At 57.5% G+C, this 24,989-nt stretch carries 36 protein-coding genes; 2 read left to right on the forward strand and 34 right to left on the reverse strand.

Going from position 1 to position 24,989, the window contains the following annotated elements; translation table 11 throughout:
- The first annotated feature begins 62 nt into the window (after positions 1-62).
- Positions 63-602, forward strand: coding sequence for a hypothetical protein (locus tag H7A51_03965; protein MCP5535373.1), 540 nt, complete (start codon positions 63-65; stop codon positions 600-602).
- Here the strand turns inward: H7A51_03965 and H7A51_03970 are convergent.
- From H7A51_03970 to H7A51_04135, 34 genes are all read right to left on the reverse strand, one after another.
- Entirely contained in the window at positions 588-776 is a 189-nt protein-coding gene (locus tag H7A51_03970) for a hypothetical protein (GenBank protein ID MCP5535374.1), read from the reverse strand. The two genes, H7A51_03965 and H7A51_03970, sit on opposite strands and share 15 nt — an antisense overlap.
- 16 nt (positions 777-792) lie before the next feature.
- Positions 793-1,173, reverse strand: coding sequence for a hypothetical protein (locus H7A51_03975; protein ID MCP5535375.1), 381 nt, complete (start codon positions 1,171-1,173; stop codon positions 793-795).
- Positions 1,170-2,303 (reverse strand): NTP transferase domain-containing protein, encoded by a 1,134-nt coding sequence (locus H7A51_03980; protein ID MCP5535376.1) that lies wholly within the window; start codon positions 2,301-2,303, stop codon positions 1,170-1,172. The genes H7A51_03975 and H7A51_03980 overlap by 4 nt, the downstream gene beginning before the upstream one ends.
- Positions 2,300-3,436, reverse strand: a complete 1,137-nt coding sequence (locus tag H7A51_03985; GenBank protein ID MCP5535377.1) for a hypothetical protein — start codon at positions 3,434-3,436, stop codon at positions 2,300-2,302. The genes H7A51_03980 and H7A51_03985 overlap by 4 nt, the downstream gene beginning before the upstream one ends.
- Positions 3,437-3,534: 98 nt before the next feature.
- Positions 3,535-5,334, reverse strand: coding sequence for a hypothetical protein (locus H7A51_03990; protein ID MCP5535378.1), 1,800 nt, complete (start codon positions 5,332-5,334; stop codon positions 3,535-3,537).
- Positions 5,334-5,978, reverse strand: coding sequence for a hypothetical protein (locus H7A51_03995; GenBank protein ID MCP5535379.1), 645 nt, complete (start codon positions 5,976-5,978; stop codon positions 5,334-5,336). The genes H7A51_03990 and H7A51_03995 overlap by 1 nt, the downstream gene beginning before the upstream one ends.
- A 4-nt stretch (positions 5,979-5,982) precedes the next feature.
- Positions 5,983-6,708 carry a hypothetical protein gene (locus H7A51_04000; GenBank protein MCP5535380.1) on the reverse strand — a complete coding sequence of 242 codons (726 nt, stop codon included), beginning with the start codon at positions 6,706-6,708 and terminating at the stop codon, positions 5,983-5,985.
- Positions 6,709-7,246: 538 nt separating this feature from the next.
- Positions 7,247-7,942: a hypothetical protein gene (locus tag H7A51_04005; GenBank protein MCP5535381.1), complete on the reverse strand. Its 696-nt coding sequence runs from the start codon at positions 7,940-7,942 to the stop codon at positions 7,247-7,249.
- Complete coding sequence (locus tag H7A51_04010; protein ID MCP5535382.1) at positions 7,864-8,088, reverse strand: hypothetical protein; 225 nt, start codon at positions 8,086-8,088, stop codon at positions 7,864-7,866. The genes H7A51_04005 and H7A51_04010 overlap by 79 nt, the downstream gene beginning before the upstream one ends.
- Positions 8,089-8,155: 67 nt before the next feature.
- The gene (locus H7A51_04015; GenBank protein MCP5535383.1) at positions 8,156-8,653 is read right to left on the reverse strand and encodes a hypothetical protein; all 498 of its coding nucleotides are present in this window, start codon (positions 8,651-8,653) and stop codon (positions 8,156-8,158) included.
- Positions 8,654-8,711: 58 nt separating this feature from the next.
- A complete protein-coding gene (locus H7A51_04020; GenBank protein ID MCP5535384.1) occupies positions 8,712-9,131 on the reverse strand; it encodes a hypothetical protein in 420 nt (139 codons plus the stop codon).
- A gap of 4 nt (positions 9,132-9,135) precedes the next feature.
- Entirely contained in the window at positions 9,136-9,537 is a 402-nt protein-coding gene (locus tag H7A51_04025; protein MCP5535385.1) for a hypothetical protein, read from the reverse strand.
- 23 nt (positions 9,538-9,560) lie between these two features.
- The gene (locus tag H7A51_04030) at positions 9,561-9,941 is read right to left on the reverse strand and encodes a hypothetical protein (protein ID MCP5535386.1); all 381 of its coding nucleotides are present in this window, start codon (positions 9,939-9,941) and stop codon (positions 9,561-9,563) included.
- 25 nt (positions 9,942-9,966) lie between these two features.
- Positions 9,967-10,392: a hypothetical protein gene (locus tag H7A51_04035; GenBank protein MCP5535387.1), complete on the reverse strand. Its 426-nt coding sequence runs from the start codon at positions 10,390-10,392 to the stop codon at positions 9,967-9,969.
- Entirely contained in the window at positions 10,380-11,087 is a 708-nt protein-coding gene (locus H7A51_04040) for a hypothetical protein (protein ID MCP5535388.1), read from the reverse strand. Before H7A51_04040 ends, H7A51_04035 begins: the two co-directional genes overlap by 13 nt.
- Before the next feature lie 34 nt (positions 11,088-11,121).
- Entirely contained in the window at positions 11,122-11,925 is an 804-nt protein-coding gene (locus H7A51_04045; protein ID MCP5535389.1) for a hypothetical protein, read from the reverse strand.
- Complete coding sequence (locus H7A51_04050) at positions 11,918-12,226, reverse strand: hypothetical protein (protein ID MCP5535390.1); 309 nt, start codon at positions 12,224-12,226, stop codon at positions 11,918-11,920. The genes H7A51_04045 and H7A51_04050 overlap by 8 nt, the downstream gene beginning before the upstream one ends.
- Positions 12,227-12,293: 67 nt before the next feature.
- Entirely contained in the window at positions 12,294-13,190 is an 897-nt protein-coding gene (locus tag H7A51_04055) for a hypothetical protein (protein ID MCP5535391.1), read from the reverse strand.
- A 37-nt stretch (positions 13,191-13,227) separates the two neighbouring features.
- Positions 13,228-13,656, reverse strand: coding sequence for a hypothetical protein (locus H7A51_04060; GenBank protein ID MCP5535392.1), 429 nt, complete (start codon positions 13,654-13,656; stop codon positions 13,228-13,230).
- Between the two features lie 18 nt (positions 13,657-13,674).
- On the reverse strand, positions 13,675-14,484 hold the full coding sequence (locus tag H7A51_04065) for a S49 family peptidase (GenBank protein ID MCP5535393.1): 810 nt from the start codon (positions 14,482-14,484) through the stop codon (positions 13,675-13,677).
- Positions 14,481-15,884 carry a phage portal protein gene (locus H7A51_04070; protein ID MCP5535394.1) on the reverse strand — a complete coding sequence of 468 codons (1,404 nt, stop codon included), beginning with the start codon at positions 15,882-15,884 and terminating at the stop codon, positions 14,481-14,483. The genes H7A51_04065 and H7A51_04070 overlap by 4 nt, the downstream gene beginning before the upstream one ends.
- The gene (locus H7A51_04075; protein ID MCP5535395.1) at positions 15,881-16,144 is read right to left on the reverse strand and encodes a hypothetical protein; all 264 of its coding nucleotides are present in this window, start codon (positions 16,142-16,144) and stop codon (positions 15,881-15,883) included. Before H7A51_04075 ends, H7A51_04070 begins: the two co-directional genes overlap by 4 nt.
- Positions 16,145-16,160: 16 nt before the next feature.
- Positions 16,161-16,652 (reverse strand): M15 family metallopeptidase, encoded by a 492-nt coding sequence (locus H7A51_04080; GenBank protein MCP5535396.1) that lies wholly within the window; start codon positions 16,650-16,652, stop codon positions 16,161-16,163.
- A 113-nt stretch (positions 16,653-16,765) separates the two neighbouring features.
- On the reverse strand, positions 16,766-16,924 hold the full coding sequence (locus H7A51_04085; GenBank protein MCP5535397.1) for a hypothetical protein: 159 nt from the start codon (positions 16,922-16,924) through the stop codon (positions 16,766-16,768).
- A complete protein-coding gene (locus H7A51_04090) occupies positions 16,921-18,744 on the reverse strand; it encodes a phage terminase large subunit family protein (protein ID MCP5535398.1) in 1,824 nt (607 codons plus the stop codon). Before H7A51_04090 ends, H7A51_04085 begins: the two co-directional genes overlap by 4 nt.
- Positions 18,741-19,361 carry a hypothetical protein gene (locus H7A51_04095; protein ID MCP5535399.1) on the reverse strand — a complete coding sequence of 207 codons (621 nt, stop codon included), beginning with the start codon at positions 19,359-19,361 and terminating at the stop codon, positions 18,741-18,743. Before H7A51_04095 ends, H7A51_04090 begins: the two co-directional genes overlap by 4 nt.
- The gene (locus H7A51_04100) at positions 19,358-20,077 is read right to left on the reverse strand and encodes a methyltransferase domain-containing protein (GenBank protein MCP5535400.1); all 720 of its coding nucleotides are present in this window, start codon (positions 20,075-20,077) and stop codon (positions 19,358-19,360) included. The genes H7A51_04095 and H7A51_04100 overlap by 4 nt, the downstream gene beginning before the upstream one ends.
- A 16-nt stretch (positions 20,078-20,093) precedes the next feature.
- Positions 20,094-20,576, reverse strand: coding sequence for a hypothetical protein (locus H7A51_04105; protein ID MCP5535401.1), 483 nt, complete (start codon positions 20,574-20,576; stop codon positions 20,094-20,096).
- Entirely contained in the window at positions 20,573-22,084 is a 1,512-nt protein-coding gene (locus H7A51_04110; GenBank protein ID MCP5535402.1) for a ParB N-terminal domain-containing protein, read from the reverse strand. Before H7A51_04110 ends, H7A51_04105 begins: the two co-directional genes overlap by 4 nt.
- A complete protein-coding gene (locus H7A51_04115; protein ID MCP5535403.1) occupies positions 22,084-22,734 on the reverse strand; it encodes a ParB N-terminal domain-containing protein in 651 nt (216 codons plus the stop codon). Before H7A51_04115 ends, H7A51_04110 begins: the two co-directional genes overlap by 1 nt.
- 51 nt (positions 22,735-22,785) lie before the next feature.
- A complete protein-coding gene (locus tag H7A51_04120) occupies positions 22,786-23,025 on the reverse strand; it encodes a hypothetical protein (protein MCP5535404.1) in 240 nt (79 codons plus the stop codon).
- Entirely contained in the window at positions 23,025-23,354 is a 330-nt protein-coding gene (locus H7A51_04125) for a hypothetical protein (GenBank protein MCP5535405.1), read from the reverse strand. The genes H7A51_04120 and H7A51_04125 overlap by 1 nt, the downstream gene beginning before the upstream one ends.
- Entirely contained in the window at positions 23,351-23,869 is a 519-nt protein-coding gene (locus tag H7A51_04130) for a hypothetical protein (GenBank protein ID MCP5535406.1), read from the reverse strand. The genes H7A51_04125 and H7A51_04130 overlap by 4 nt, the downstream gene beginning before the upstream one ends.
- 19 nt (positions 23,870-23,888) lie before the next feature.
- The gene (locus H7A51_04135; protein MCP5535407.1) at positions 23,889-24,611 is read right to left on the reverse strand and encodes a DUF2786 domain-containing protein; all 723 of its coding nucleotides are present in this window, start codon (positions 24,609-24,611) and stop codon (positions 23,889-23,891) included.
- A gap of 130 nt (positions 24,612-24,741) precedes the next feature.
- On the opposite strand from H7A51_04135, the gene H7A51_04140 reads away from it, so the two are divergent.
- A partial coding sequence (locus H7A51_04140) for a hypothetical protein (GenBank protein MCP5535408.1) occupies positions 24,742-24,989 on the forward strand: 248 nt, incomplete at its 3' end.

The following is a 24,989-nucleotide window of genomic DNA, read 5'->3' on the forward strand; positions in this document are numbered from 1 at the left end:
TGTGCTTTCTTCAATTGCTGTATTGGAATAGGGTCCGCCCGGTAAGTATTCCCAGTATCAACATGTCCCAAGCCGCAGAGTTTTTCGCCCAGTCGATCCAGGATGCAGAGGTGCTCCTCGCTCACTTTGACCAAATGGAGCGGAAGTCTCCGGAGGATGGCGAGGTTCTGAAGCGTGCCGGTCTCGTCATGGCGATGACGGCATGGGAGACTTACGTAGAGGACCGGCTTCACGAGGACGTGAGCGCCCGTTTGCAGGCATTTGATGGCAGCAGCGTTGGCAACTTCATGCGTCGCAGACTTGATGAAGAGCTCAAGCGTCTCCATAACCCTGATACCGAGAAGACTAGGCGATTGTTCAGAGTGTTTCTTGATGTCGATGTGACGAAGGGGTGGAAGTGGGATAACTTTCAGCCAGCGGATGCGAAGAAGGCGCTTAACCGCTATCTGTCCATCCGAGGTGATGTCGTCCATCGTGCCAAAGATAACGACTCGCCGCATCCAGTGAAGCGGCCGGATTTGGATAAGGCGATACGCTTTTTGAAGGGATTGGTAGGCGCGATGGATAGTTTCTTGGACAACGCTCAATCATCGTCGTCTTAGCTTTCGGATTATCGCGATGAGCGACAGGATGCCGACAGCCAGACCTACAACAAGCGAGGCGATCCGTAAGTGCCATTCGATTTGCTCTTGAAAGGACGTAATGACTCCGATCACCGGGGACACGGTGCCGAGAATACCCCGGAACAGAAACTCAATATCGATGGGTGTGCGCATGATTCGGTGAGGGGTGTCAATCACCCGCAGGTTGATATGGACCTTCTCCAACTGTGACAGTGCCATCGGGGTTCATTGTGAACTCGTGGGTTGGGAGTTGGAGGTCGGACTCCACCTCGTCCAGGGCGGCAACGGCAGCGATCACCTGCGTCAGCGCCCCGTGAGCTTGGAAAATGCGTGCCGCGTCGATCCCGAGGGCGTCGACAGCCTGTTGGGGCGTGAGTCTCGGGTGATTCCAGATGCGTTTGATCCCCTGCTTCTGGATTTGGCACAGTCTGCGGTATCCTTCACGGGCATCGGAGAGGACGGCAGATCGCAGGATCGCAGCCTCACGCTCGATGCTGCGCTCGGGTGCGTCCGTGGCTTTCGGTAGGGAGAAAATGGGTTGGTTGCTCATGGTTTTCGGTCGGTTCCTGATTGTTGAAGGAGGGCGATCTCACGCGAGACGCCGGGGTGATTGAACTGGTTGCGGGAAGAAGCTGCACGCACCGCAGGCGGACTGAAGCCGACCCGCGTCACCCGGCACCCAGTGCGGTGGAGAAGATTCGAGGCGATGGCACCTGTGGTCAGGTGATTGCTCAGGGGTTCGGTCACCCGACGGATTTCGACGTGCTTGCCGCAGATCACGGGGAGTTGGGATCGCAGCCAGTCGCCGGTCCCATTGTCGCGGACGATGACGAGTCGTGCCTTGGTAGCTACTTCACGCGTCGCGGGGGCGATACCGGTTTGTTGCATGTGCGGGTTGGCGATGAGGAAGAGGACATCCGCGCGGCCCCGGTCCCATCCGTGGCAATGGTTGATCCAGACAACGGGACGGTCCTGTGGGATTGGTTGTCCATCCGAGCGAGCGACGAGCGTGACTTCGCCGTGTATGCCAGCGTTGCGCAGGGCGGCCATGCAGGTAGCCGCATCCGCTTCTGCCACCGGATTAGGGGCCGTGATGGTGCTGGAGGCGAGCACGCAGGCTTGCACATAGTCGTCCTCGGCATCGATTTGAAGCGAGTTGAGAAGGATGTTAGGGACGGCGATAACCTCCGAGTAGTCTCCAACCTTGCGGGAAGGATAGACTGCCACACAGCCATCCCATAGCGTTTCGGTTCCGGTGTTTTCTCCGCCGACGACAAAGCGGTGAACGTCCCGGGTGCTGAGGATCGTAGAGTTTGGATGCGCCTCGGCCGCCTTCAGACATCGTTCGATGATTCGGTCTTCCCGGAACGGACTGGTCGGCTGGAGCAGGATGCATGGATGTTCGGAGTGTCCCGCCGCTTCGAGTGCGTGCCGGATCGTTTCGGCATGAGAACATTCGTCGGTGGCTAGTTCAGCCGGACGTTCGACCGCATGGCACCCAAGTGTCCGGGCGATCTGAAGGAGTTCTGGGATGTCGGTGGTAACGATTGTTTCCAGACCTGCTTCGAGCGCATGGTGGATTGACCATTCGGCCAGCGGACGGCCGTTTACCGGCAGCATGTTCTTTCCGGGAAGCCGCTTGCTTCCGGCGCGTGCGGTGATGACGGCGACTGGGTTCATGATAGCGGAAGGGTTGCGGTGCGCAGGGTGCCGTAGTCGTTGAGGAACACCGACAGCACGCCGGACGAGTAGCCGAACATCATCATGCCCGGCGGCAGGGTTCCAGGCGTGTGGTTGAACACCGCACCACCTTGTGAGGCGGTAGGAGCCCCGCCGTGAAGATCTGTGACAGAGAACTGGAAGACGTTGTAGCCTGCCCATACGTGTGCACTCAGGCGCGGTCCGGAGCTTCCATTGGGAGCGATCTCAAGGCGTCCTGTGCCGTGAAGCGGGTCGCCTGTGACCGCGTCGCTGCCAATGGCGATGCAATGTGTGCCCTCGGTTCTCGCCCCGTATCCGATCGCCACTCCATGAGGCCATGCCGCAGCGTATTCACCAACCGCAACCGCCTTTCCGTGACTGGCGGCCCCATATCCGATCGAGACACCTGCTCCGGATGCAAGGGCACCAACGATTGCAGCCGTGCCGTATCCGTTGGCAAGCTGGCCTATGGCAACGCCGTGGTTGGTCAGTTGGATTCCATCGCCAAAGGGGAGTCGTAAGGTGGGAATCAAACCTTGACCGTCAAGTTCGGCGTATCCATCGGCCACTCCTTTACGGATCGTCAGCTCGGCGCTGAGCGGAAGCTGTGCAACCGGGATTCGCGCCTCTGAATCAAGCGATGGATAACCGTCAGCGACCCCTTTGTGAGCAATCAGTTCGATCGCACCAGGCAGTGGGTAGGATGGTTCAGAGTCAGTGGGCACGCCCTCAGTACCGCGATTCACGTCGTTCTCGACCACAACCAGAAAGGTGCGGGTTGAGGTCGGCTCTGCCTCGCCTTCGCGCCAGGTGATTTCGCCCATGAGCGTGATTTCTGAGAGTTCAGAGCCGGCCGCAGAACCGACCTGCATCGCAGAATCAAGTTCCACCGTGTTGAAACTGGGCGAACTTTGATAGAATGGGTTTTCAGCGCCAACTTCAGGCAACGTCCATACGGAACTGTGAACGAGATAGCTGACGTCATACCGGCCTCTGGGTTTCGCCCCAAAGCGCATCTCAAGGATTGAGGGGTCGCCGATTTCGGTTGCCGTCGTGCCATTGGTCAAGAAGGTCACATCAAGCCTCGCCGCGTCACCGCGCTTAAAGCGCAAGGAAGTGACCGGATTTCGGAATCCCGGACCCTCGATTAGTTGCAGAGTTTCCAAATCGACGTAGAGCCTCACGCACCCGTTGAGCTGTCAACCGGTTCTCATAGATAGGTCAGTCGATAACCTCCGAAGAATAGTGTGGAGCCGGATGTCGGAGGATCGAGCGAAGTTTCAGCCGTCCGGTTTCTGTCATCCGAGAATGTCACACCCATCTTCATCACAGATTGAGATAAGATCTTTCCATTGTTGTCTGGCCCGTCAAAGGCGACAACGAACCTGCCTTGCCACGTATGCTCGCCCTCCCACCGCTCTCGGGTGGTCGTGTCGACCACTTTTGAGCCGCCGGGAACGAATGCTGAGTAGGGAGGCTCTTCGGGTGTCCAATCGGTGCCATTTATAACTGCCGACCACTGGGTAACATTGCGTGGCTGTTGTAGTCCGGTGTCTGGATCGAACTCCTCAATCCACTCACAGTCGTAGCTGCCGCTGAGATCTCCACCGCAAGTACCGCTGTCGAGTTCGACCGTGCCGGGACTCAAGTGCATCCTGGATGTTTTTTTGCGGTATCGCGATGTCCACGGTGAATCAAATTCCGGGAATCCCCATTTTATGCCACTGCGTTTTCGAATGAGACCGAGAAGGAGAAAATTGCCACAAGGGGTGGTTCCGATCCGGTTGCCGGGCCATTGCCCTTCGTTCAAGTCGGAAACCGTTTTCCATTCGTTATGCACTAACTTTTCAATCCTGACCACGCGGAGGTTCGCCCACTGTCCCGGGTCCGGGAATTCGTAGCTCACCTTCAAGGTCTGGGCATTTGTCGTTAGCACGTGTGTCGAGTAGGTGGACCATTGGGGTTGCTCTCCGCTCCATTCTTCGGAGCCTGCCTCAATGGTCACCCGGTATTGATGGCCTGTGCGACTGACGAGAGTCAGTTCATGTCCCTTGCCGTCACCGATGTAGTTGAGAAGGTTGTCGATGTCCCAACCTGAGGCAGCGCTCAGGGGAGCGTCCTCCAGTTCTTCGCCCTCGTTGAATACGCCGAAGTCGTCCCGCCAGCCGGATACGGGCTCGGATAGCTCCACCTCCGCATAACCCTGACGGTAAATGTTGGGGCCAACCCGCATGTTGATGTCAGGATAGTAATTTTCCGATACCTCCCGGTGGACAATTGGCTCATTCTTGCGCCAAACTTTTTGCATCCATGCCGAGAAGTTGCCGTTCCAATACTCTCCCTCGTCGCCTGTCATTCCATAGGGGGTTCCTCCGAAAGTGGTCGGCAAGGCAAGCACATGACCGCCACCAACCGTCGCAAGGTAGCCGTCACTCTCGCTTTTGGTCGCTCCCTGGCCGATGTAGGAATACATTCCCATGCCTCCGCCAGTCGCTTCGCGAAAATCTTCGGATTGAGACAACCATTCCCCCAGTTTGCCTTCCAGCCATGCCTTTTCGATTGGCTCTGAAAGCGTGATCTCAACATGATCTGGAGGTTCATGGTCTGTGCTGCCTTGCGTTGCGGTAGTTGGAGAGTTTGGCCAGATGTTGCCTATGGTCGGTCGACCGACCTCAATGGTTTCGACCTTCACTTGGTTGTTAGTGGTATCGAAAACGTAATCCCGCGTTCTTGATCCGTTCCACGGATCGTTTGCCTCGGAATCGAGGTCCACGGAAGTGAATACCCGGTAGGCGTCTGTGCCGCAGAATATCTCCTTGTCCTCCGGATCAACAAAGGGGCCGCTCGACTTGAACTGCTGATAAAAATAGTCGCCGTGAAAACCCCGTGTGCGCAGGTCGGCTGAACTTGCGGCCCTACTGAAAAAGGGAGTCAACGGAATCCGGAAAATTGCCTGCTTGAGCAAAATTCTATACGACCCCGGAACCAGATCTGTGGAGTAAAAAGTCATTAGTAACTGAGTCGATTGTAGGACAACTGCTTGCCGATTTGGACTTCACCGCCGCTACCTCCCGGCTGAATCGATGTGATGTGTTCGGTGAGCTGAATTGAGCCACCTCCGTTCGGCGAGATGTGGTGTCTCCCATCTCCATCCACGTAGACATGTCCGAGCAAAATCACCATTGAAGCGGGACGTGGGCTGCCCACTGGCCAGTCTGCTGTCTGATGCGAGTCCCAGGAGGAACCGGTGACAATCTCCCAACTCGCTACCTTTAGTTGATCGCTCGCGGCCAGAGAGATATCGGCAAAGAAGTAGGTCGTCGAAGAAAGGTCGAAGTGGTCGTCCCAGTTCTCCGCAACGATGTCGTTCACCGTTCCCCATTCAATATAGTAGCGCTTGATTCCCTCGGCGGGTGGAGTTGGAGGAGCAGCGATATAGGACGGTCTGCTTGGTAATATTTCAAGCGGGGTGCATTGTGACGATGAACCGAAACCAGCCTGTGGCCTGACCCGGTAGATGAAACCACCAGAACTGAGAACCAGCTCCATGCCCGGCGCCGGGCGCGGTGTTCTGGCCGCGATGGCATCAAGCAGCAGGTTCCAGTCGCTGGCTAGGACCGGTTTGCCGGGACGTTTCTTTTCAGGCAGACGCATGATTTCAGTCGGTGTAGATTTCCGGGTCCCATCCGCCCCTGTCACTGGCCAGCCACTCACGCTCGATGCGGAACGATCTTCCCTCCTGTGTCTGGGTGACGCCGTTGAGCAACCAGTCACGATCCTGGGCCAATGAGGGAGGGTCGCCTGAAGGGTCGTCGATTTCTCCTATCTTGTTCAGTTCCGTGGTTTTCACCCCCTTGTCCCGGACGAAGCTCTCGCGCCAGGTGATTTTGGGCGAATAGTAGGACACCTGTCCGCGCTGGATCTTTGCGAGCGCTTCAAGTCCAAGCTCGCTATCGATTTTGTCTTTGTAGGCCGTGCCAGAATCATCCGTCTCCTTGCCCGACGCGATGGCTTGAAGCGCTTCGACCTCGTCTTCTTCGAGGTCTTTGTATCGGAGATGGGAAAGGAGTGGTTCCTCGCTCAGGGACAGACCGATTGTGTAGGCCGCATGTGCTTCCTCCTGACCTTCGGATTCTTCTGCTCCGGTGTAGGTGCAAGTGATCTCTGCGAGGTCACCTTCCGTCACGCTGGCCATGACTTGGCTTACTGCCACGAATGGTACATCTGGATGCACCGCACCGGGGCGTGGCATCAGACTAACCGCTGAGTTCCGGTGGCAAAGAAAGACTTGGTTGACCGTCCACTTGCCCTCTTGGTCGATCTGGATCGTGTAGTCGGGCTGCGGGTAAAGACGGCCAGGCTGGATGGCAACATGTCTCGGCATCTTGCCCGGGACATGGCGTCAACCGAACGCAGCGGTAAAATTTCTTCCGTTACCCATCTTTTTGAGATGCCCGTTGGATTCCTGGAGCAAGCGATTGGTTTCGTTCGTCAGGCGGTTGTTTTCACGCTGGGCATCCAGCGCTCCAAATGAATACCCACCACCACCCACCTTGCCGAGGGACGTGACAATTGGCGCGAGCCTCGTCTTCTGTGCCGTCAGGCCCGGGGTGTTTGACGTGGTTGTGGCCTCAGCGACTTTGCTGGCAGCCTCTTTTGCATCCTCTGGCTTCGGCATGGCATCCTGAATCGACCGGATGACGCCGACGAGTTGATCCTGCATCGCAGAAGTGTCGATCAATTCTCCTTTTTCCCCGGCATCCTCGATGGCTTTTGCCGCCGCTTCCGCTAGCCGGTCACCGAGGCCCGATGCTCCTTCGCCGGTCAACTGGTCGCCAAGTTGCTCCATGCTGTCGAGATCGAGGCCAAAGAACTTACCATCCTTTCTCTGCTGGTAAAGCTCACCAAAGTTCGTGTTTACGTCATCGGCACCAAATCCAAGCAGCTTCTCCATTCCTGGAATCTTGAGGAGTTGCTTCACCAGCAGACCTCCAACCCATTCCATGCCCGCTGCGATGAAGTTGATCACCGTCTCCATGCCCCGGAGGATCTTGTTGTAAAACTTGATTGCGACCCCGATGTAGAGCTTGCCGAGGTTGGCCCACATTGATCCATCGGTGAGGGCATTCCAAAGGAAGCTGACTGCTACACGAAATCCATTCACCAGCGAATTGATCGCTTCCGTGAATCCGAGCTTCAAGGAAGTGGTGATGAGGTTGAGCATCTGTCCGCTCTTTGAAAGCGGCGATGACGAACTGGATGGCACCTTTCACCGCTTCACCTGCTCGTTTTGCCATCGGGGCGAGCTTTTGAACCAGGACAATGGCCTCGGCGATGAGTGGTCGGAGTGCATCGTTGATCGGTTGGCCGAGGATCAGGAACGTTTCGTTGATGGCGTCCTTCAGGGTCGAGAATAGTCCTGTGGTTGTCTGGCTCTGGGCAGCCATCATCCCATGAAATTTGCCTCCCTCGGAGGTGAGAGAAACAAATGCCTGCTCGATGGCGGGAAAGCCGACCTTTCCCGACTCGACTAATTTCTTCACTTGGGAATCGGACACGCCGAACTGCTTCGCCAATTCACCGATGATTGGAATGCCTCTTCCGGTGAGCTGGTTGATGTCTTCGGCAAATAGTCGTCCTGGACACGAGCCTTGCCATAGAGTTCCGCGATCTCGTTGACGGGTGCCTGGATGCCTGCCGACACATCGCCAATCCGTCGAAGGGTTTCGGGGACGGTGTCAGCGCCCTCGCCGAATGCGATCAATTTACGGCCGGCGTCAGCAAGCTCGGGAATTCGAACGGAGTCTCAGCTCCGAGTTTGCGAAGTCGCATCAGGGTTGTCTCGGCCTTCGCTGCACGTCACCGATCAGAGTGGTGAATGCCACCTTGGTTTGCTCAAAATCTGCCGCCGCATTGATCGCTTTGACGCCACCTGCGACAGCCGCAGCACCGCCAGCCAGCGCGCCACCGATTCCCACTTTGAGGGCTGCACCGGTGAGAGCGAAACTCTTTGCAGAGCCACCGCACCTCCCTTGCCGATTCCAGCCAAGCCTGCGCTGGTCAATCTTCGCATTCGCCGAGCGGACGATGCCACGAGGTCGGTTGCACCAGCCATTGCCCGACGCAATGCCGTGATGTCGGCTCCAAGAGTGACGGTCATCGAACTCACGTTTAGTCGACTGCGTCAACCGAACTGCTCCATTGGAGGCGGAGGGCTTGGATTTGTTCTCGCAGGTCGGTGCCGTCCGGGTTCTCCGTGCTCCATCGTGTTCGGATTGAGTTTCTACGGAAAAGACAGTGCTGGTATTGAGAGAGCGAGCTAACGGCATGAACAGGATTCGATCTTCAGACACCCGGTCTCTGCGGCGATGGCGAAAACCTGCGCGGCTATGAATCCGGGCTCGTCGCAGGGGATGGCTTTTTTCCGCCCAACTCCGATGCGGGCTCCACTTGTGCCGCCTCAAGTTCTTTTGACTGTTCCTCCAAGCGTTTGAAGGCGGTTTGGAAGTCGGTCGGGGTGAGGTCGCCACAGAAGATGAGCGTCTCCTCGCGAAAGCATTGATCATCGAAGGACGCACGAACGACTTCCTTCCATGGTGCGCAATGGGCGTAGACGAATCCCATTAGCGCGGAGGTGAACTCGGGCGTGCCTTCCTCTGGCATCTCACCCCTCACCAACGGGTTGCCCGTGCGAAGGAGCACGTCAAAGCTGGCCAGAGATAGCGGCCGCATCGAGTGCTCACCAATGATCGTTTCCACCTCTTGGAAGGCGGATGAGAGAAGTTTTTGTCGGTCGGGATCTTCCATAATTTCAAAGGTGACGAAGGAACAGGTCTTCGGTTCGGGGAGAGGCATCGAGTGGCAAAAGGGCGATCTTGCCCCGGCGTTTCACGCAAGCGAGTGGCACGTCCTGTTTTACCTTGTCGACCAAGCGCTCCCGGTTCTTGAGGGCACACTTGATGTAGGCGAATGGATGCTCTGGGTTGGCGAGGTGCCATGCGTCGTCGTTCCATGCGCTGATCAATTCCTTGGTCTGAAACTTTCCGTCCGGACTCTGTGGGTCAAAGAACCAGACGACGCGCTCTCCGTGAATACCGTCGCCCACCACTCGGACGAAAGGTTTCTCGGCTAGTGGGATACCGACCGATGCAAGGGCAGCCGCAAGACATGTGTTACTGGTTGCGGTCGAGGAGAGGTGCGATACGGCGTTCATCTTGGAATCTCAGGTGGTGGTGATCAGGAGCCGCCTCCCGCCGTGACGAACGGGTAGTATTTGGCGGTGATGTCGATCTTCTCGAAGTCCTCGTTGTTCAGGCTTCGGGAGATCTGGTTGACGATGGTGGTGCCGCCGCTGCCGTTGAGGTGGCTCGGCACGGTATTGGCAAGAGTGAGCGCGGCTCCGACCTTTCCGGAAAACGGTGTGTCCATGGAAACGAGGCCGGAGAGCTTCACCTCGGCCATCTCCTGATAGAGCGCGAGGCCAATGATTTCTCCTCCCTTGTCGAGGACTGGCTTCTCTTGGTTGGAGAAGTCGAACGAAAGGTCGGTGATTAGAATACCGGCTTCATCCTGAGGAATCCCCCAGTTGCCGGTTGTACCCAGAAGAGATGCGGCCATTTGACCGCTGCCGGGATGTCAACCGTCACACAGCGGAAACGACTGCCTCATAGCTGATTACAGTCTCCCGTCCCCGAGATTCATCCGGCACGGTGGACGAGTCGCGAAGTAGTAGGTCGTGGAGGTAGAAGGTGTCATCGTTCAGGTCATTCTGAATTGCCGATACTCCGGCAAGGAGATGGGCGAGCTCGGCAGCCCATACAGCGCTCGCCTCCATGGGCGTGTCGTCGACCTGGGAGAAAAGGTGAACGTCGAGTTTAATGCGGGTGGTGTGTCGAGCACCCGATACTGGTTTCGTGTCGGAGGTGGCAAGCACGATGCATGGCCGGGTCCGGAGCTCGTCTCGGTTAGCGACGTGAATAGGGACGGTGGATGGGATTTCCTCCGGGCGGTTGGCCTCTAGCCATGTGGCTAGTTTTGTGGCCAGAGCATCTTCAATCAGGTTGGGCATCCTGCATCGGACGCTTCGTCAACTTCGGCATCACTTTGTTTGAGAAGTTTCTCCAAGTATTTTAACGCGTTTCTGCGCAACGCTCCGCCATTCTTTTCTTTCACGAGTTTGTCGAGAAGCTTTCCGGATGAACAGCGATACTTTTTAAGCAGCCAATCTGGATTTAGCATCGCGATACCTTCGTCAGTGAGTTGCACATCTTTCGTGTCTTCACACGTCAAATACAATCCCCTCCCGTAAAAGCTGTGAACTATCGAATTGCGAAAGAATGTGTATACGATCTCGCCCATGCTTTTGGGCTTGGAGACGTTCCAGCGTCTAGCGAATGCTTGAGCACCTGTTTTTGGTAGTTGCCTGCCAAATTTCTGGTCGATCTTGCTGCATGCATCGCAGAAGCGTTGCTTGCTTGCATCCTCTCCTTTTGATCCGTCTCGGAATAGGATTTCTCCAAATGCTTCAATACCAATCATCACTAGGGCTGCTGAGGAGAAAGGGTGGGCGTTTTCGGCTGCATTGGATAGCCCATCCACAAGATAGCTTCTCAGGCGAGCCTCCAATGCCACGATTCTCTCCTGTGAATTCTCCATCTCGCGCAATGAACTCCACGTTAGATTGTCGCCACCCTTTGGATTGGGGCCAAAAACGACAGGGCCGGGAACCCCAAATATATCTGGATTGGATCGTTCGTTGCTCATGTGGGTGGCGTTATATGGTAAATTGACGTCCATTTCAACCGGCCCGCCTGATTTTTCGCCTCGTCCGTTTGTTAATCTTCCGGAGGGATGTAGCCAGAGCCCTGCGCAATCGTCCGGACGCGACTTCCATCGCGAGTCGAACACCGGTTTCACTCAGCACCTCGTCCATGTAGTCGAGTCGGCTGGTCAAGGTAACCGATGGTTTCGAGCCGGTTTTTACCGTCGCCGTTCCGGGTGCCTTGCGGTGACGGGTCGCCCATTGGGAAGCACCCCGAACTCGACCGCCAACTGCTTTTGCAGCTTTGATCCAGACTCCTTTCGCAAATCCGACTCGTCGCTGGATGCGGGCGATGTAGTTGTCCAATGCCTTTCGGCTGGTGACGATCTGAGCTGGCTCACGCCGCACGACGTTCGCGTATGGACCTGTACGGCTTTCCTGGTGATACTTCGGATCAAGTCTGCCGACCGGGAGGTGTTTCCATTTCGATGGTGATTCGGCAAGCGCCTTGCGGGCACGGGCAAAGCGCCGATTCTGGATGTGAGCCCAGAACCGGTCGGCTTGGGTTGAATCGGCGGCTTGGGCGCTCTCATATGCCTGATCCGGTGTGGCGAAGACCTTTAGAATATCGCCCGCCACAGCCTTCTCACCCAGCTTCTTTGCTTTCTGCGAAAATCCATACGGCCGGGTATTGCGTGCAAGCTCGACAGCGAGTCCACGGGCTTCCTGTTTCACCAATGATTCTAGTGCGCGGCCCACTTTTTCCGGGTAGCGGTTGAGTAGTCTCGCTACATCGCTTCCTCCCTTCAATCGTGTGGTGAATTGGATCGGGTCACTCATGGGGAGAAGCGAGTTCAAGTGTGATGAACGGCGAAGTGGGACGGCGGCGGATCGTGGTGATCCGGTAGGTGCTTCCGTCGACGGTGAGGAGTTGCCCGTGCATCGGACTGGCAGTCAGATCGCTTTTCAAGAGGCGTATCGACATGGCCGCTTCCGGCACCAGGCCACCTAGGTCGATCTGAGCGCCAAACTGAGGTTCGGACACCAAGGCCGAAACGCCCATGCCGTTGATTTCTACTTTCAAACCGGATTCGGCGAGGATGGCGCGGAAGTCGGCGATGATTTCGGATTGCAAGGTCATGATGAAGAAAAAGGCCGCCGCGGATGTCAGCGTCCACGACGGCCCAGCCAACCAATGTTAGAAGGAATCAGGCGATGTCGACAATGCGACGGATGCCGTCAGCGCGAGCCACCTTGAAGCCGTAGAGACATTCAACGGTAATGTAGATTTTGTTCGCCCGAGTGTCGGTGTAGCGAAGGTAGCCGAACGTGAGGCCGGTCTGCGGGTCGGTCACCGCCCCTGCTTCGTCATATTTGGCAACGGGGGTTAGGTAGCGCATGGCCACTGCAAGGCCGCTCGGGTGTGCTGCCATGCCGACCAGGTTTTCACCGTTGTCTGGCATGACTGTGGTTTCATACATGTCGAACCCGGCAATCCGGTTGATGCGGGCTTCGATGACTCCCGACTGGGCTAGCGGCGTAATGAAGGACTTCGACACTACATCGTCGGCGAGCAGGTTCGAGAAGTAGGCGTCGTCGAGAATAAGCGAGCGCATCTCGGCGGGCATCTTCACATCCGCGCAGCCTTCCCGGATTTCGATCACTTTCGGGTAGGTCATGTCGGTAGCCGCAAATGCCGGGACCACAGGTGCACCATAGTTGGCCGCCGTGATTTCGGTAAAGATGTCCTGAAGCACGTCGTAGGCGAGCTGACGGATAGCGGAGCCGACAAGATTTTCAAGAAGAGGGAGTGCCGTCTCGATGTTCTCACGAGCGGTCATGTGGACCGTCTTGTATTTGTGCTTGTTGAGAACGACGGGAACCACGGTCACGGTGGAATCCGCGTTGGCGGTGTAGTCCCCCGCGAAGTCACTCGATGCGGAGGGCGCACCGATCAGAGGCACGCGAACCGTGTCGAGTCGGTCGGCCGGGGCTGGAGAAAAATTGGACGAGAACGCCCGCAACGGAAGCAGGTTGTGCATCCAAGGGGCAAGGGCGCTTTGGGCGACCTTAATGTCTTTGACGTTCGTTAGTGTGTTGGCCATCGGAGAAGTCTGTTAGTGTGGGTGTCGGAGGCGGCGTTTACTGGGCGGCGAGAAGTTCGGCACGTTGCTCGTCGGTGAGCTGCTGCCAGAACGCGGTCTGCTTGACCGGGTCGGAGATCTCGGAGAGTTGTTCGGCAAGTGGCTTGCCTTGGCTGTCGCCCTTCGGGGTTGCCTGAGCGGGTTTCGGTGAGGCGGCCCCGTAGTATTCGGCGGCGCGTTCCTCTGCGGACTTGGCTTCAGCCTTGAGCTTCTCAAGCTCGTCCTGGGCGGTCTTGAGGTCGGTTTCGAGTCCGGTAATCAAGCCGCTAGCGTGTTCCGCCTGCTCCTTGAGTTCCTTGTTGGCGGTAGTGAGCGTCTCATTTTCCTTGAGCGCTTCATCGAGGAGTCCCTTCGCGTCGGAGAGCTGCGATTCGAGATCACGCTTCTCGGCGATGGCGGCATCGAGTTGTTCGTCGAGCGTCTGCATTTGCCGGTGGCTCCCGTGTCAACCAAGGTGTCGGAACCGGATGCGCCGTTCGACTTTTGCACGGGTGTCGGCAAGTCCGGAAACCAATCCGTGACCAAGAGCGGAGCCTGCCGGGAAGTGCTGACCTTCCATCGCGCCATCGGCCACCTGACGACGGGAACGAACCGCATCCTTGAACTGTGTCCATGTTTCCTCCACGCCCTGCTGGAGCCAAGCCCGTTGGTCTTCGGTCAGGCTTGTTCCCGGCATACCTGCGCCCTTAAATTTGCCAGCGGCGAAGACCTCGATCTTCACACCGGCCTTGGCGTATGCCTCGGTGCGGTCGACGACAGGAAGAAGCACGCCGATGGAGCCGATGCGAGCGCTCGGTGCGGCGTAGAGGACATCGGCCTGGCATCCGACCCAATAGGCGGCCGAGCACATCATGCCTGCACTGAAGGCATAGACCGGCTTGCGGGTGGCGGCATTCCTTACAGCGGTTGCGAGTTCCGGGGTGCCATTGATCGATCCGCCTGGTGAGTCGATGTCCAGCAGGATCGCTCCCACAGAGCGGTCTCCAGCGGCAAGTTCGACGGCGTTCCTGACCCTCTCAGTATCTGTCGCTCCGAAGAGTCTCGCGATTGGGTCCGGGCGACGCAGCATCACGCCTTGCAGGGGAATGACTGCAAGGCCGGCGTCCGCTTCCACCTTGGCCTCATTCTGTTCACTGACCTCGGAGCCTGTCCCCGATGTGGACGAGGTAGCAACTAGGTCGGCCAAGGAAGCATGAGCTTCAGCTGTGATGAGCCATGGGTGGTGGTGGAGAAGTTCGGGCAGTGACGCGTTCACGCCGGGGGTTGCGGTGTCAATGAGTCCAGCCCGCCAGAGGGCCGGTAAAGTAGTTCCAGAGGAACCTCGTATTTCTCGGCGAGGGCGAGAAGTGCTTTTGCATTCTGGGCGCGAATCTCCATTTCCTCGGAGAAGTCCATCCCGAGTTCCGCAAAGTGCTCGGCCAATGTCTTGAGGCCCATCTCCACGTCCGCGCGGTTCTGTTGGGCCTCGCGTCCGGCATCGACTGTGATACGCCTTGGCGTGGTGAACGTCACGCGGGTCCAGTCCTCGATGGCAGGAAGCTTGCCAGCGCGAATCGCATGTCCGATTACGAACAGCCAGCTCGGTCGAACCATTCGCTCGATCAACACGGTCTGGCGTCGTGAGAATCTCCGGTCAGCCTTTGCGACCACGAGTCTCACCCCGGCACCTCCGACCTTGGACGAGTCTGCCGCAAATTCGAACGGGATCATGCCGAGTGCCGAGTCTCGTCGGAGATGTTCCAGAAAGCCGGTGAACGTGGGGGAAGGGCGGTTGCTTTGGAAGCTCTCCAAATCCTCTTCTGGATTCAGCCGAACCATCTTTCCGCCGATGATCTGCTGAAGCGTGGTCGGGTCGCTCGGTTCACTGGTGGCGGTTGCTCCCTGAATCTGGAAATCGCCGGTATCTTCACTATCACTCCGGTTTGTTTTGAGGACTCGGGACACATCCGCATTGTCTTTTACCGCGTGCTTTTCCAGAGCCAACAGTTCCATCTCATCGAGCAGGTGGTTGATCGAGTGTTGCAAAGTTGGAGCGCCCCGAACCTGACTTGGTGCGTCAGGCTCGAATACATGGAGAACGAGTGCGGCCTCCATGTCATCGAATCCACCATCGTCATCCAGCAAGCGATAGGCAACTGGTCGCCCTACGGAATCGAGCCTAACACCGTCGATGGTTTTGTCTTCTCCGTCATCACCAATCCGGTGAGCCTCGATCAGCTGAAGTTTGGGTAACTCGCTGTCGTCTAACACGCGGTGAATGAAGATTTCACCATCGGTATCCAGCGCCCGGCACGCAAGGTGCTGGCATTCGGAAAAACTGAAACGCCCCGTGATGTCGGCACGGCGTGCCCATCGCTGGAAATATTCTTCTGCCGCCCGGTTCCACTCCTGATCCGGAGTAAGGGCCTGGGGACGGATACCATCACCCACCGCGTAGAGGGCCATGTTGCCGACCAATTCTCGGAAGAACCCCGAGTTCTTCACCAGGTAGCGTGAGCGTCGGACCAGCTCGCTACGCACGGATGCGGTGAGGTCAAACTTGGCATCCTGTGGCGCTGCGCCCGGGATGCTTCCCCGGCGCGACGAAGTGTTGGCGGCCTCGTATGGGCCGGTGCCAAAGAGCAGGCGAACCGCGATGCGTTGAAGGATATTCATTTCGGGAGGTGGCCGGAGATGAAGGAAACCGAAGCCTGGCCGGACGGTCTTCCATAGGTGTCGGGGTCAAGGACCCGCAGCGCGTGGGCGCATTCGGCAAGCACCTCGTCGACGGGCATGGTGAACTGCTTTCCGGCTGACGTTCCTGAATCGCTCCAGTTCATGAGCGTCTTGCCTTCAAGCAAAAGCTCCTTCGCCCTCGCTTGAACCGCGAGGACCTCGACAAGAGTGAATCCGGTTACAAACAATCCGCGGGCCATGTGATTACGCCCCGTGTCAAGCGACGGTCTTTCCGTCCTTCACCCGCTGGCGTGCCTCTGCCAGAGTGATCGCCATATCGAGCTGCAGGTGTGCTTTGTCCACGAACCGCTTCCAGGTTCCACCCCATTCAAGGCCGATTTCTTTACCGATCTTTCCGCACCGGTCCATGAGCGGACTGTCCCATTGGGGTTGGCCTTGCTCGTCAAAGACAACAAAATCCCACGCCACCCCGAAATTGTGCCACGAGTAGCCGGGTCGTGCATTGGTGACCTTCTTCCCAGGCTCGGTGCGTCCCTTGGCGTAGAGCGCGGCCTGTTCCTCATAGCTCCGGGTGCCGCAGATGATTTTCACATAGATTCCGGCTTCCTGGCACATCCGTAGCCATTCACGAGCCTTGCGCTGGGCATTTGGCGCGAGGGTGGCAAGGTTCTTTTCAGAGCGTGAGTCGAACTCGGTGGGAACCGGATTGGGGGTTGGTTTCGGGGTGCCAATGCCCAACTGTTCCATGACGGCCCTTGCCGTGATCGGCCCGGGGATTCCATCCGCTTCTACTCCAACGAAGGACTGGATTTTTTTCCAGATCGTCTTGCTCATGACCGGGTGGATGCGTCAACTGCGGCTCACTTGGTTGGACGAGGCTCAATCACGACTTCAATCCTGCCATCGGGCGTCACTCGGATTTCACCCTGTTCGGTGACGATGGTTCCACTAACCGGGGGCGAGGTGGTGCAGGACGTAAGAAAGGTGGCAATACCGAGCAGAAGAATGGAGTGCTTCATGATGCCCCGGCTTCGTCGTCAACCGACGCTGTCTCCCTGACCGACTCGCGGCCGACGATCTTGAGCATAGTCGCTGCGGCGGCCTGCATCGCCTCACAATCGAAGTAGTGGTTCGGCCTGCTGCCTATTTGCTTCCACATCCATTGGCCACGTTCCTTGATCCGTTGTTCGCTCTCCATCTGTGCGAGGAACTCGTCGTCGATGTCATCGGGCACCTCCCACGTCGGCCCCTGTGCTGGATCTTGGTTTCGGCGCAGGCGGGCGAGTGTGTCTTTGATGTTTAGGTTGCTCCAATAATGGACGTGGCAATGCTGCCGGTGGGACAAGACGACTCTACGGCGAGGAGAGTAGAAGCGCTGGATTCGTTTTCCGTCCCGACTTTTGTGAGCATAGACTGGGCGGCGATCACCAATCAGCGCGACCCATCCGCGTTTGGCGCACTCCCGGTATACGTCATAGGTCGCATACCCAGCATCGAGGAACACAAGACTCGGGTGGATGTCGAAGCGCTCCTGGAGGATGTCGATGTCGGTGAAAGTGAGAATCCTTTCGTTCCAGACCAGTCGGGATGATCCGTCTTCGGACCATGACCGCACAACGGCAAAGAGGTGGTCCAACTGGCAGTCCACCGTGAGAACGCGCAGCGGGATCAGTCCTTTGCGTTCGGGTAGAGGAGCGGCCAGCACGCCTCCGGTTCGTGGGTCAATGGCACCTTCTTCCTCCCAGCTCTCGCCTCGCTTGTAGCCGGATTTGACGATCTCCAGCTTGTAGTCTTCGACGTATTCACGCCACGGCAATCCGAGCCGTTTCTGGTAAAACTGTTGAAGCAAGGTCACGTCACCCTTCCGGGCTGCCGCTTTTGCCCTGAGGTAGAGTTCGGCCAAGGCTCCCCAGCTCATCGCGCACAAGGCGTTCCAGTGGAAACCGACGTTCTCAGCAGACGCTTTCGGGTTCTTTTTGATAAACTTCCCGAACGCATTGAGTTCCCGGCGAGTGCGCTCGGAGTCGTTGAAGTAGTGGTTGCACGACTCGCACCGCATCGAGGTGGTTCGCCGAACCTCGTCAAAATCCCATTCCCCAAAATCATCCTTGGCCGACTTGCTCCACTCGACGTTTTCCCATTTGAACGGTTGCCGGTGGTGACATTTTGGGCAGGCAAACGTCCACTCGCGCTGGTCGGTGGTGAGGAATTTTCGGTGGGTGTCGTCGTCCTCCTCGCCTCCCTGGCTCATGAAGATGCATTTCCCAAGCCATCCGAAGGCGGTGACTCTCGCCTCGGCTTCCGCCATGTGTCCCTCGGGCCAGCGCCACGTTTCATCACCGACAAGCCAGCGGATCGAACGTCGTTGGAGGTTCGTCTTGTTATGGGCTCCGAGAATCCAGAGCACCATGCCATTATTAAAGTGGATTGCGTTGTTCTTCCGCTTGTGCCGATGAATGCCTGTGGGCATCAGACGGGCGACCGGCTCGCATTGGTCGAAGAGTTTTTGGAGGCGAGCTTCCGAGTAGTCACGGGCGTCCTCATCGGTCTGGTCGAGCCACAATGCCGGTCCCGGTAGGTTCGAGATGATGTAGCAGAGAGTCAGCTCGGGGGCGGTGGTCTTAGACGACTGGACTGAGGCGATGATCGAGACGAGCCGGATACGTGGATCGACCACGGCTTCCATGACCTCGCGAATCCACGGGGAGTTCTCGGAGCGGAAGCGTCCGGGATTTGGTGAATACGGGATGCCGTTGATGTGCTCCTCGCACCATTCCCATGGTGGTCGTCGGTCGGGCGGTTGCCAGGCCTCGCGCCAGATGTCGTGCAGCACCTTCATGACTCGTGGAGACAGCGCAGAACCTCATCAATCGCCTTGCGGCATTCCCGCTGGATGCCGGTGGCGTCGAGTCCGGATAGAACCGGAGGAAGCTCGTTCTCAAACTTCGCCCGAAGAACAGAAGTCGCTTGTGCGACGAGTCCGATCCACTCCTCCCGGACTTTCGTGAGTGGCACGTATTCACCTTTCTTGACCGCGATCCTCAGTTCACGTTCTTCCACTTCGGCCAAGAGCTTGCGGGCTTTGAGTGCCTCTTCGTTGACCGTTGGTTTCGTAGATCCTTTTAGTCCGTTTTCACGGACAAACTCACGCCATGCGGATACCGACCACATCCCATTGGAGAGTGGTTTCGGAGCTCCCTTCCGCTTTTGCCATGAGCTGAGTGTTCGCCTGGTGACACCGAGCAAGTCGGCAAGCTCGACCTTCGTTTTGGCGTAGGCGGTCGTGTCGGTGCTTCCGGATGCACGCGCTTCGATACGGGTACGCTCAGCTACGGTAAGAGGCTTGCCGGCGGCGACTTTCTTAACGATGTTCTGAAAGTCGGCGTCGAGAATCTTCCCTGCAATCTCCGGGTCGAGCGGTGACCTGGCCTCATCCGATGGGAGTGCCTTGCTCATGGTTTTACCGCTACCCACCCTGCGAAGTTCAAGTGCCGCCAGAAACAATCAACTGAGCGGAAACCTTCTTCATGGAGAAGGTTCTCGTTCCAGCGGGCGGTGACGGGGACGAGCACACCCTCTAACGACAGCCGCTTGCGATCAATCTCGGCTTCGGAATAGCCGTTCTGTTTCTTGATCGCCAGGAACAGGTCAACGAAGGCGTCGTCAAGTTCAGAGGTTGCGCCCAAGACCTTCTCCACCAGAATGAACGCACCGCCTGGAGCGAGGGAATTAAACACCCGGCGGATGATGCGCTGGCGGTATTCGATTGGGGTAAACTGGAGCGTGAGCACCGACAGGACGACACTGGAGGTCACACATGGGAACTCGTGCCGGAGGTCGGCAGACTGGATGGTGACGCGATCTCCGTGTGGGTGTTTGGAAAACTTGGTCCTTGCTGCCTCTATCATCGGTTCACTGATCTCCAAACCGATGTAGTCGTTTGCCGCCCCTAAATTGGATACGAAGGGCAAGAGTGCCTCGCCGCGTGAGCATCCCATGTCGATGATTGTGGTTCCGGGTTGGACAAAGTTACGCCCAACCTCGAAGGTGACCATCCGCATTGCATTGTATTGTGGGATGCTGCGCTGAAGCATGTCATCGAACACGGCCGTGACCTCGCCGTCAAATTGCCATTGCCCTGCGGGCATCACGTGATCGCGATCTTCGCTCATGCCTGCGTTGAGTATGTCAACGGGGCAGGCGTTTCATTATCCGCGTCCCTTCGGTAAGGCATGTGCCTTCCTTCGCCACCCAGATGCACGGGATCTCGTAACGAGCGTACATTTCACGGGTTCGGGGATTGCTTTCAATGGCGATGTAGCGGGCATCCTCACCATGGACCGGGAAGATGGCCTTCTTGAGCAGGTGCTCCTTGATGGCTGGCGGATTCCACCAACCCTTCGGTGCGAAGCAGGCGTCGTCTGGTCGCCACCCGGTCTTTTGCTCGATCCGGTCGAGCGTGCGCACCATCCATGTTTCTGGCCGCGCCGAAATTAAGATGACCGTGTGCGGTCTAACCAGTTCGACCAACCATTGCCGGTATTCTTCCGAGGCGAGGCGGGTCTCCATGCGCGGAGGGGTCGTTCCTCGCGGCGGGTTGTTCGCCACCAGGGTATAGTTCAGGTCGAGAAGGATCACCTTTTTGGATGGGTCGGCGGTAACGGTATTCATAGTAGGTCAGTTTGAAGACGTTGGGAGAAAGCGTCCATAGCGCATTGCACGAGATTCATGCGGGTGCCGTCCGGATAGGGGAGATTGAACTCGAACTCGATAGCGGCACGGAGTTTCGCGTGATCGACCGGGCGGGCTGATGCGCAGGATGCGTTGATGTTGTTGGAAAAGTCATCGACCTTCACCGAGCGGAAGAACTGGCCGAATAGGTCTCGGAACTCGGGGATCGTATGATATTTCTGGACCTTGGGTTTGTCTTGGAAATCGCCGATGCGGATGCCTGGCTCGTAGTCCAGACGGAACGCGATATTGCCCGCGTTGCTCTCATTCATAAACGCCTTGCCATTGACCTGCCTCCACCCTGATTCCCCGGCCGAGGAGGCGCAGGCATAGACCTTGGTGAATGGTTTGCACAGGGCAGCGCATAGGCAGGCGATGTGCTCGCGGTCTTCTCGGAACGGCACCGAATTAAGAACACTTGCAATGAAGATGCTCGTCCATTCCTTGCCTGCTGCCACCTCGGCAAGGAACTCGCGGGCAAGGTCCACGCTCTCGTCCTTATTGATCCCGCCAGGACCAAGCCGGTACGGTTCAAATGGAGTGCAGTCGATTCCCTGTTGGCGGAGCAGAAAAGTTTCGGTCAGGTGCCCGGCTCCGAAGTCGAGAATGGTCGTGCCGTGTTCCTTGATCCAACGAGCCCGGTCGTTAGGCCTGCCAATGTCGAAAGTGTGGCACGGCTTCGCTCCATGGGTGGCGAAGATGAAGCCATTTCCGAGTTCACGCCTGACCCGTCGAGCCCTCCGGAATGAGTTGAACCGCAGCATGTCAGCATAGCGGGTGTGGATGTCGAAGTCCATCGAGAGCAGGTTCATCATGGCTCGGGCGAACTCTGCCTCGTCATCCGTGACGAATACAACCGGAGCATTGGTCACCTTCTTCTCGGCAAGCATTTCGAGCCGGCCAATCCCGTTGATCACAGTCAGATCTTCACGGCAGACGATGGGCATGAGGATGCCGTGACGGTGGAGCGTCCGGGCAAGATTGCGGGCATACTGAATCCAACGTCCTGCGTTCGCTCTGCATAGATCCTTCACTGGCACTTCCGCAGGCAGGCAGCGTAGAAATTCGTCGCTTCCAACCTTCTTGTTGGGGATGCTCTCGGCCAGCGCTTGTATGTCGATGGATTTAAGTTCGCTGGTGACTTTCCCGGGCGTATGATGAAAGTCGAAGTCGTTGGTGGCACGGTTGAATACGATGTTGAGAGCCTTTCGTTGGTCGAGGTCGAGCGCCTTGGTCCGGAACACCGGGACGTGCGTCGCTCCCATGCGTTCGGCGACCAGGTGGCGCTGGTGACCAGAGAGGATTTCCCCGTCCGAGTCTGCGAAAATCGGGGCGATAAATCCGAGTTTCTGAAGCGATAGCTCGATCAAGTCCAGACGTTCCGGGACAGCGGAGCGTGGGTTGTAGGTCGAAGGCCGAATGGCGTCTATGGGTTCGAGTGTGATCATCACAGGTCGAGGCGGGTTCGGATTTCTTGGAGAACGCTGTCCTTGTCGAATCCAGCGTCCTGCTTCAGCCGATCGCACCAAGCGATGAACTCGTCCTGACTGATACGGAACCGGTAAAGTCCGACCGCGACGGTGACATCGCTCTTCTCCAATTCTTTGTCGTGGCGGTCGTCGTCCGCTTCTTCCTCCTCAGGATCGGGGGTGAGCAGAGCGTCGAGGTCGGCTGGTTCGAACCCGGCAAGGATCGTGTCGAAGTCAGCCTCCTGCCATTCACCCGCGATTTTTTCCAACTCGTTTAGATCAACGGTCGAGAGTTCAGCCAGGCGGTTGTCTGCAACTAGCACGGCAAGTTCGTCGTTTTCGCTGGCAAAGTCTTGAAAGTCGACGGGCACGACCTCGGTGCCGAGCTGTTTTGCGGCCATCAGTCGACCGTGGCCGGAGACAATCAGCCCACTACGCTTGGAGACGGTGATCGTCTGCCTCCATCCGAAGTAACGGATGTTTTTGGCGAGCAGCTCGATTTGTCGCTGCGGATGGGTGTTTGGATTGCGCGGGTTTGGCTTCAGTTCGCCCACTGGCACCAGCTTGTCGTAACTGCACCAGACTTCGATGCCGTTGGCGAGGGTGCGGGCTTTGGGATCATCGGTCATCGTCGCTTCCAGTGGTGTCAACACCCGCCTACATCAAGCCAGCTTTCGAGGTCAGCCAATGCGGCCCGAACGCAAGCCAGTGGAGGCGTTGTCGGGCTGGTTGCCTCTGTTTGCTGAATCTTCAAGGGTCGTGCCATGGGAATCGTGGTTGGAGTTGGTGAGGGCCGAAGCAACCGCTTCAGCGCCCTTGCGGTAGACCGTCACGGCGAGCAGTTCACCATCGACGAGCACCGCCCAGTAGCGCGATGGGTAGCCATCGGATTTGAGGTAGCGTGTGACTTCGGTGCGCATTAGAAATTGTAATCGTGGAAGTGGTGACGACCGGGGATTACCCGCTCGTTGTTAGTGGTTCGGTAGCGACCGTCCTTGCGGAGGGATGCTCGATAAACAGCCCCCTCCGGATTTGGGTGATAGGTGTAGCGTTGGCTCGTGTTGTTCACGCAGTGGCCGGCGAATCCGCCCTGCACGATCTCGGGCTTCCAGTCGTCGAGTGTGGCGACGTCTTCCTGCAGGTGGATCGTTTTGCCGCTCGCACTGACCTTGATGATCGTGCATGCGGTCCGGTCTGAGTAGCGGCAGACGGTGGCACCGTCTCCGACTTTCGGTGTCCAGTCGATCATGCCTCCTCCCTCCATTTTTCGCGGCGGGCGCGGGTTTTCACGCTGTTGGGCGAGAGCCCGAACTTGTCAGCCGTTTGCTTGATGCTTCGGCATTTCTTCCAGAACGCCCGGGCCTCCGACCAGATTGCCTCGCCCAGTCCGGGGTTTCCGACCTTCGCGGTGCGTTTCTTTTTCGGGTGTTTCTTGGGTGCCGGGCCCTCTGCTGGCGGTGAGTCGGGCTCAGCCGCATCGGCGAAGGCATCGTAGCGTCCCGCCGGGGGTTCTGGCTCGGGGGGCTTGATCGGCACGACATTCGCCGCGCCGGTTCCATCTCCTCCGGCAAGAATCTCAGTGACAATCTCACGGATCAGCGGGACCGGAATCTCGGTGATGGTGAAGACCAATCCGTTGAGACTCTTGCGGCCGAGGGACTGTTTCAGGAACTTGAGGGCTGCTCCACGAGTGCGTCCCTGATAACGGCCCTCGAATAGCGTGGTTTCTTTGTCTTCGCAGACTATGTAATACAGTTTGTCCATTGTTGTTGTGGTTTGGGGTTCATTGTTGGTTGTCATTGAGTGGGCGGTTGATGCGGATGGTCCGGCCTTTTGTTTCACCAGCGAAGTAGCTCGCCGAATCAACCCGACGGCGGCGCTGGGTCCGGTTGCGAAGTTTGCCGTAATTCTCGTCGACATAGCGGGTGATTGCTGCGTTCTGGTCGACCACGGCCAGCGCGTAGGTTTGGCGGGCGTCGTCGCCGTAGGAATCCTCGGCACGTTGCTTTGCGGTGTTAAGTTCGGCGTGTATTCCATCGCGTAGTCCCCGGTAGTAGGATGCGCGGTCGGGATTCCACGCGGTCTTCTTGAACTCGTTCCAACAGCGGAAGAAGGTCTGCCGTAGGAAGGACAGAGCGTAGATCGCGAAGTCCACGTCCTCGGGTGCGCCGATGATATCGACCGGCGTCTTGCGATGCCCGGACATCAGGATGACCCGCACGTTGAAGTGTCCTTGAAGCAGGGACAGGATCAGCATGTCCGCCGGGTTGAGGGACTTGGGTAACTCGTAGAGGCCCTTGGTGACGTCAATACCCGCCTTCTTTCCGGTTTTCATGCGGAGCAGGGCCGAGTCGATGTTGTGGCGGGTCATCAACTCCTGTGCTTTGGAGAGCGCCACCTTTGCTTCGTTTTCAGTGGCACCGCGTGACCGGTCGGCCAGGCGGAGGAGTTTGCGGACTTTGTTTAATATCTCTGACTTTGGGAATGGGTTTGGTTCTCTCATCATCTCTCATCTGCCAGAGTGAGCGGGCACGTCCATGTCTTTCGGAGGTATTTTGTTCCCACTACGAAAGCCGTAATTAGCCATGGACATCGGGTGCCGATATGGCAGAGCGGATACCATGGCATACCGACTCATGAACCCACGTTTCCCACTCGGGAAAATCGTCGCCACGCCCGGAGCAATCGCTCTTGGGATCAACCTGCAATCCTACCTTCATCGTCACCATTGCGGTGACTGGGGAGACCTGTGCGACGAGGACAAGCAAGCGAACGAGGAAGCGCTCGAAGAAGGATTTCGTATCCTGAGCTGCTACCAAGTTGGCGGCGGCAAACGAATCTACATTATCACCGAGCAGGATCGTTCGTCGACGTGTCTCCTGTT

The sequence above is a fragment of the Akkermansiaceae bacterium genome, from assembly GCA_024233115.1.
GTDB lineage: Bacteria > Verrucomicrobiota > Verrucomicrobiia > Verrucomicrobiales > Akkermansiaceae > Oceaniferula.

Bases quoted from the DNA above. Each gene is read 5' to 3' on its own strand.
- H7A51_04090 (MCP5535398.1), bottom strand. From the start codon at position 18,744: ATGAAGGTGCTGCACGACATCTGGCGCGAGGCCTGGCAACCGCCCGAC.
- H7A51_03995 (MCP5535379.1), bottom strand. From the start codon at position 5,978: ATGCGTCTGCCTGAAAAGAAACGTCCCGGCAAACCGGTCCTAGCCAGC.
- H7A51_04050 (MCP5535390.1), bottom strand. From the start codon at position 12,226: ATGACCTTGCAATCCGAAATCATCGCCGACTTCCGCGCCATCCTCGCC.
- H7A51_04085 (MCP5535397.1), bottom strand. From the start codon at position 16,924: ATGAAGCACTCCATTCTTCTGCTCGGTATTGCCACCTTTCTTACGTCC.
- H7A51_04100 (MCP5535400.1), bottom strand. From the start codon at position 20,077: ATGAGCGAAGATCGCGATCACGTGATGCCCGCAGGGCAATGGCAATTT.
- H7A51_04075 (MCP5535395.1), bottom strand. From the start codon at position 16,144: ATGGCCCGCGGATTGTTTGTAACCGGATTCACTCTTGTCGAGGTCCTC.
- H7A51_04025 (MCP5535385.1), bottom strand. From the start codon at position 9,537: ATGAACGCCGTATCGCACCTCTCCTCGACCGCAACCAGTAACACATGT.
- H7A51_04015 (MCP5535383.1), bottom strand. From the start codon at position 8,653: ATGCCGTTAGCTCGCTCTCTCAATACCAGCACTGTCTTTTCCGTAGAA.
- H7A51_04125 (MCP5535405.1), bottom strand. From the start codon at position 23,354: ATGATCGACTGGACACCGAAAGTCGGAGACGGTGCCACCGTCTGCCGC.
- H7A51_03965 (MCP5535373.1), top strand. From the start codon at position 63: ATGTCCCAAGCCGCAGAGTTTTTCGCCCAGTCGATCCAGGATGCAGAG.
- H7A51_04110 (MCP5535402.1), bottom strand. From the start codon at position 22,084: ATGATCACACTCGAACCCATAGACGCCATTCGGCCTTCGACCTACAAC.
- H7A51_04135 (MCP5535407.1), bottom strand. From the start codon at position 24,611: ATGATGAGAGAACCAAACCCATTCCCAAAGTCAGAGATATTAAACAAA.
- H7A51_04060 (MCP5535392.1), bottom strand. From the start codon at position 13,656: ATGCAGACGCTCGACGAACAACTCGATGCCGCCATCGCCGAGAAGCGT.
- H7A51_04035 (MCP5535387.1), bottom strand. From the start codon at position 10,392: ATGCCCAACCTGATTGAAGATGCTCTGGCCACAAAACTAGCCACATGG.
- H7A51_04130 (MCP5535406.1), bottom strand. From the start codon at position 23,869: ATGGACAAACTGTATTACATAGTCTGCGAAGACAAAGAAACCACGCTA.
- H7A51_04040 (MCP5535388.1), bottom strand. From the start codon at position 11,087: ATGAGCAACGAACGATCCAATCCAGATATATTTGGGGTTCCCGGCCCT.
- H7A51_04120 (MCP5535404.1), bottom strand. From the start codon at position 23,025: ATGCGCACCGAAGTCACACGCTACCTCAAATCCGATGGCTACCCATCG.
- H7A51_03975 (MCP5535375.1), bottom strand. From the start codon at position 1,173: ATGAGCAACCAACCCATTTTCTCCCTACCGAAAGCCACGGACGCACCC.
- H7A51_04020 (MCP5535384.1), bottom strand. From the start codon at position 9,131: ATGGAAGATCCCGACCGACAAAAACTTCTCTCATCCGCCTTCCAAGAG.
- H7A51_04080 (MCP5535396.1), bottom strand. From the start codon at position 16,652: ATGGAACAGTTGGGCATTGGCACCCCGAAACCAACCCCCAATCCGGTT.
- H7A51_04115 (MCP5535403.1), bottom strand. From the start codon at position 22,734: ATGACCGATGATCCCAAAGCCCGCACCCTCGCCAACGGCATCGAAGTC.
- H7A51_04045 (MCP5535389.1), bottom strand. From the start codon at position 11,925: ATGAGTGACCCGATCCAATTCACCACACGATTGAAGGGAGGAAGCGAT.
- H7A51_03980 (MCP5535376.1), bottom strand. From the start codon at position 2,303: ATGAACCCAGTCGCCGTCATCACCGCACGCGCCGGAAGCAAGCGGCTT.
- H7A51_03970 (MCP5535374.1), bottom strand. From the start codon at position 776: ATGCGCACACCCATCGATATTGAGTTTCTGTTCCGGGGTATTCTCGGC.
- H7A51_04000 (MCP5535380.1), bottom strand. From the start codon at position 6,708: ATGCCGAGACATGTTGCCATCCAGCCTGGCCGTCTTTACCCGCAGCCC.
- H7A51_04070 (MCP5535394.1), bottom strand. From the start codon at position 15,884: ATGAATATCCTTCAACGCATCGCGGTTCGCCTGCTCTTTGGCACCGGC.
- H7A51_04105 (MCP5535401.1), bottom strand. From the start codon at position 20,576: ATGAATACCGTTACCGCCGACCCATCCAAAAAGGTGATCCTTCTCGAC.
- H7A51_04055 (MCP5535391.1), bottom strand. From the start codon at position 13,190: ATGGCCAACACACTAACGAACGTCAAAGACATTAAGGTCGCCCAAAGC.
- H7A51_03990 (MCP5535378.1), bottom strand. From the start codon at position 5,334: ATGACTTTTTACTCCACAGATCTGGTTCCGGGGTCGTATAGAATTTTG.
- H7A51_04030 (MCP5535386.1), bottom strand. From the start codon at position 9,941: ATGGCCGCATCTCTTCTGGGTACAACCGGCAACTGGGGGATTCCTCAG.
- H7A51_04095 (MCP5535399.1), bottom strand. From the start codon at position 19,361: ATGAGCAAGGCACTCCCATCGGATGAGGCCAGGTCACCGCTCGACCCG.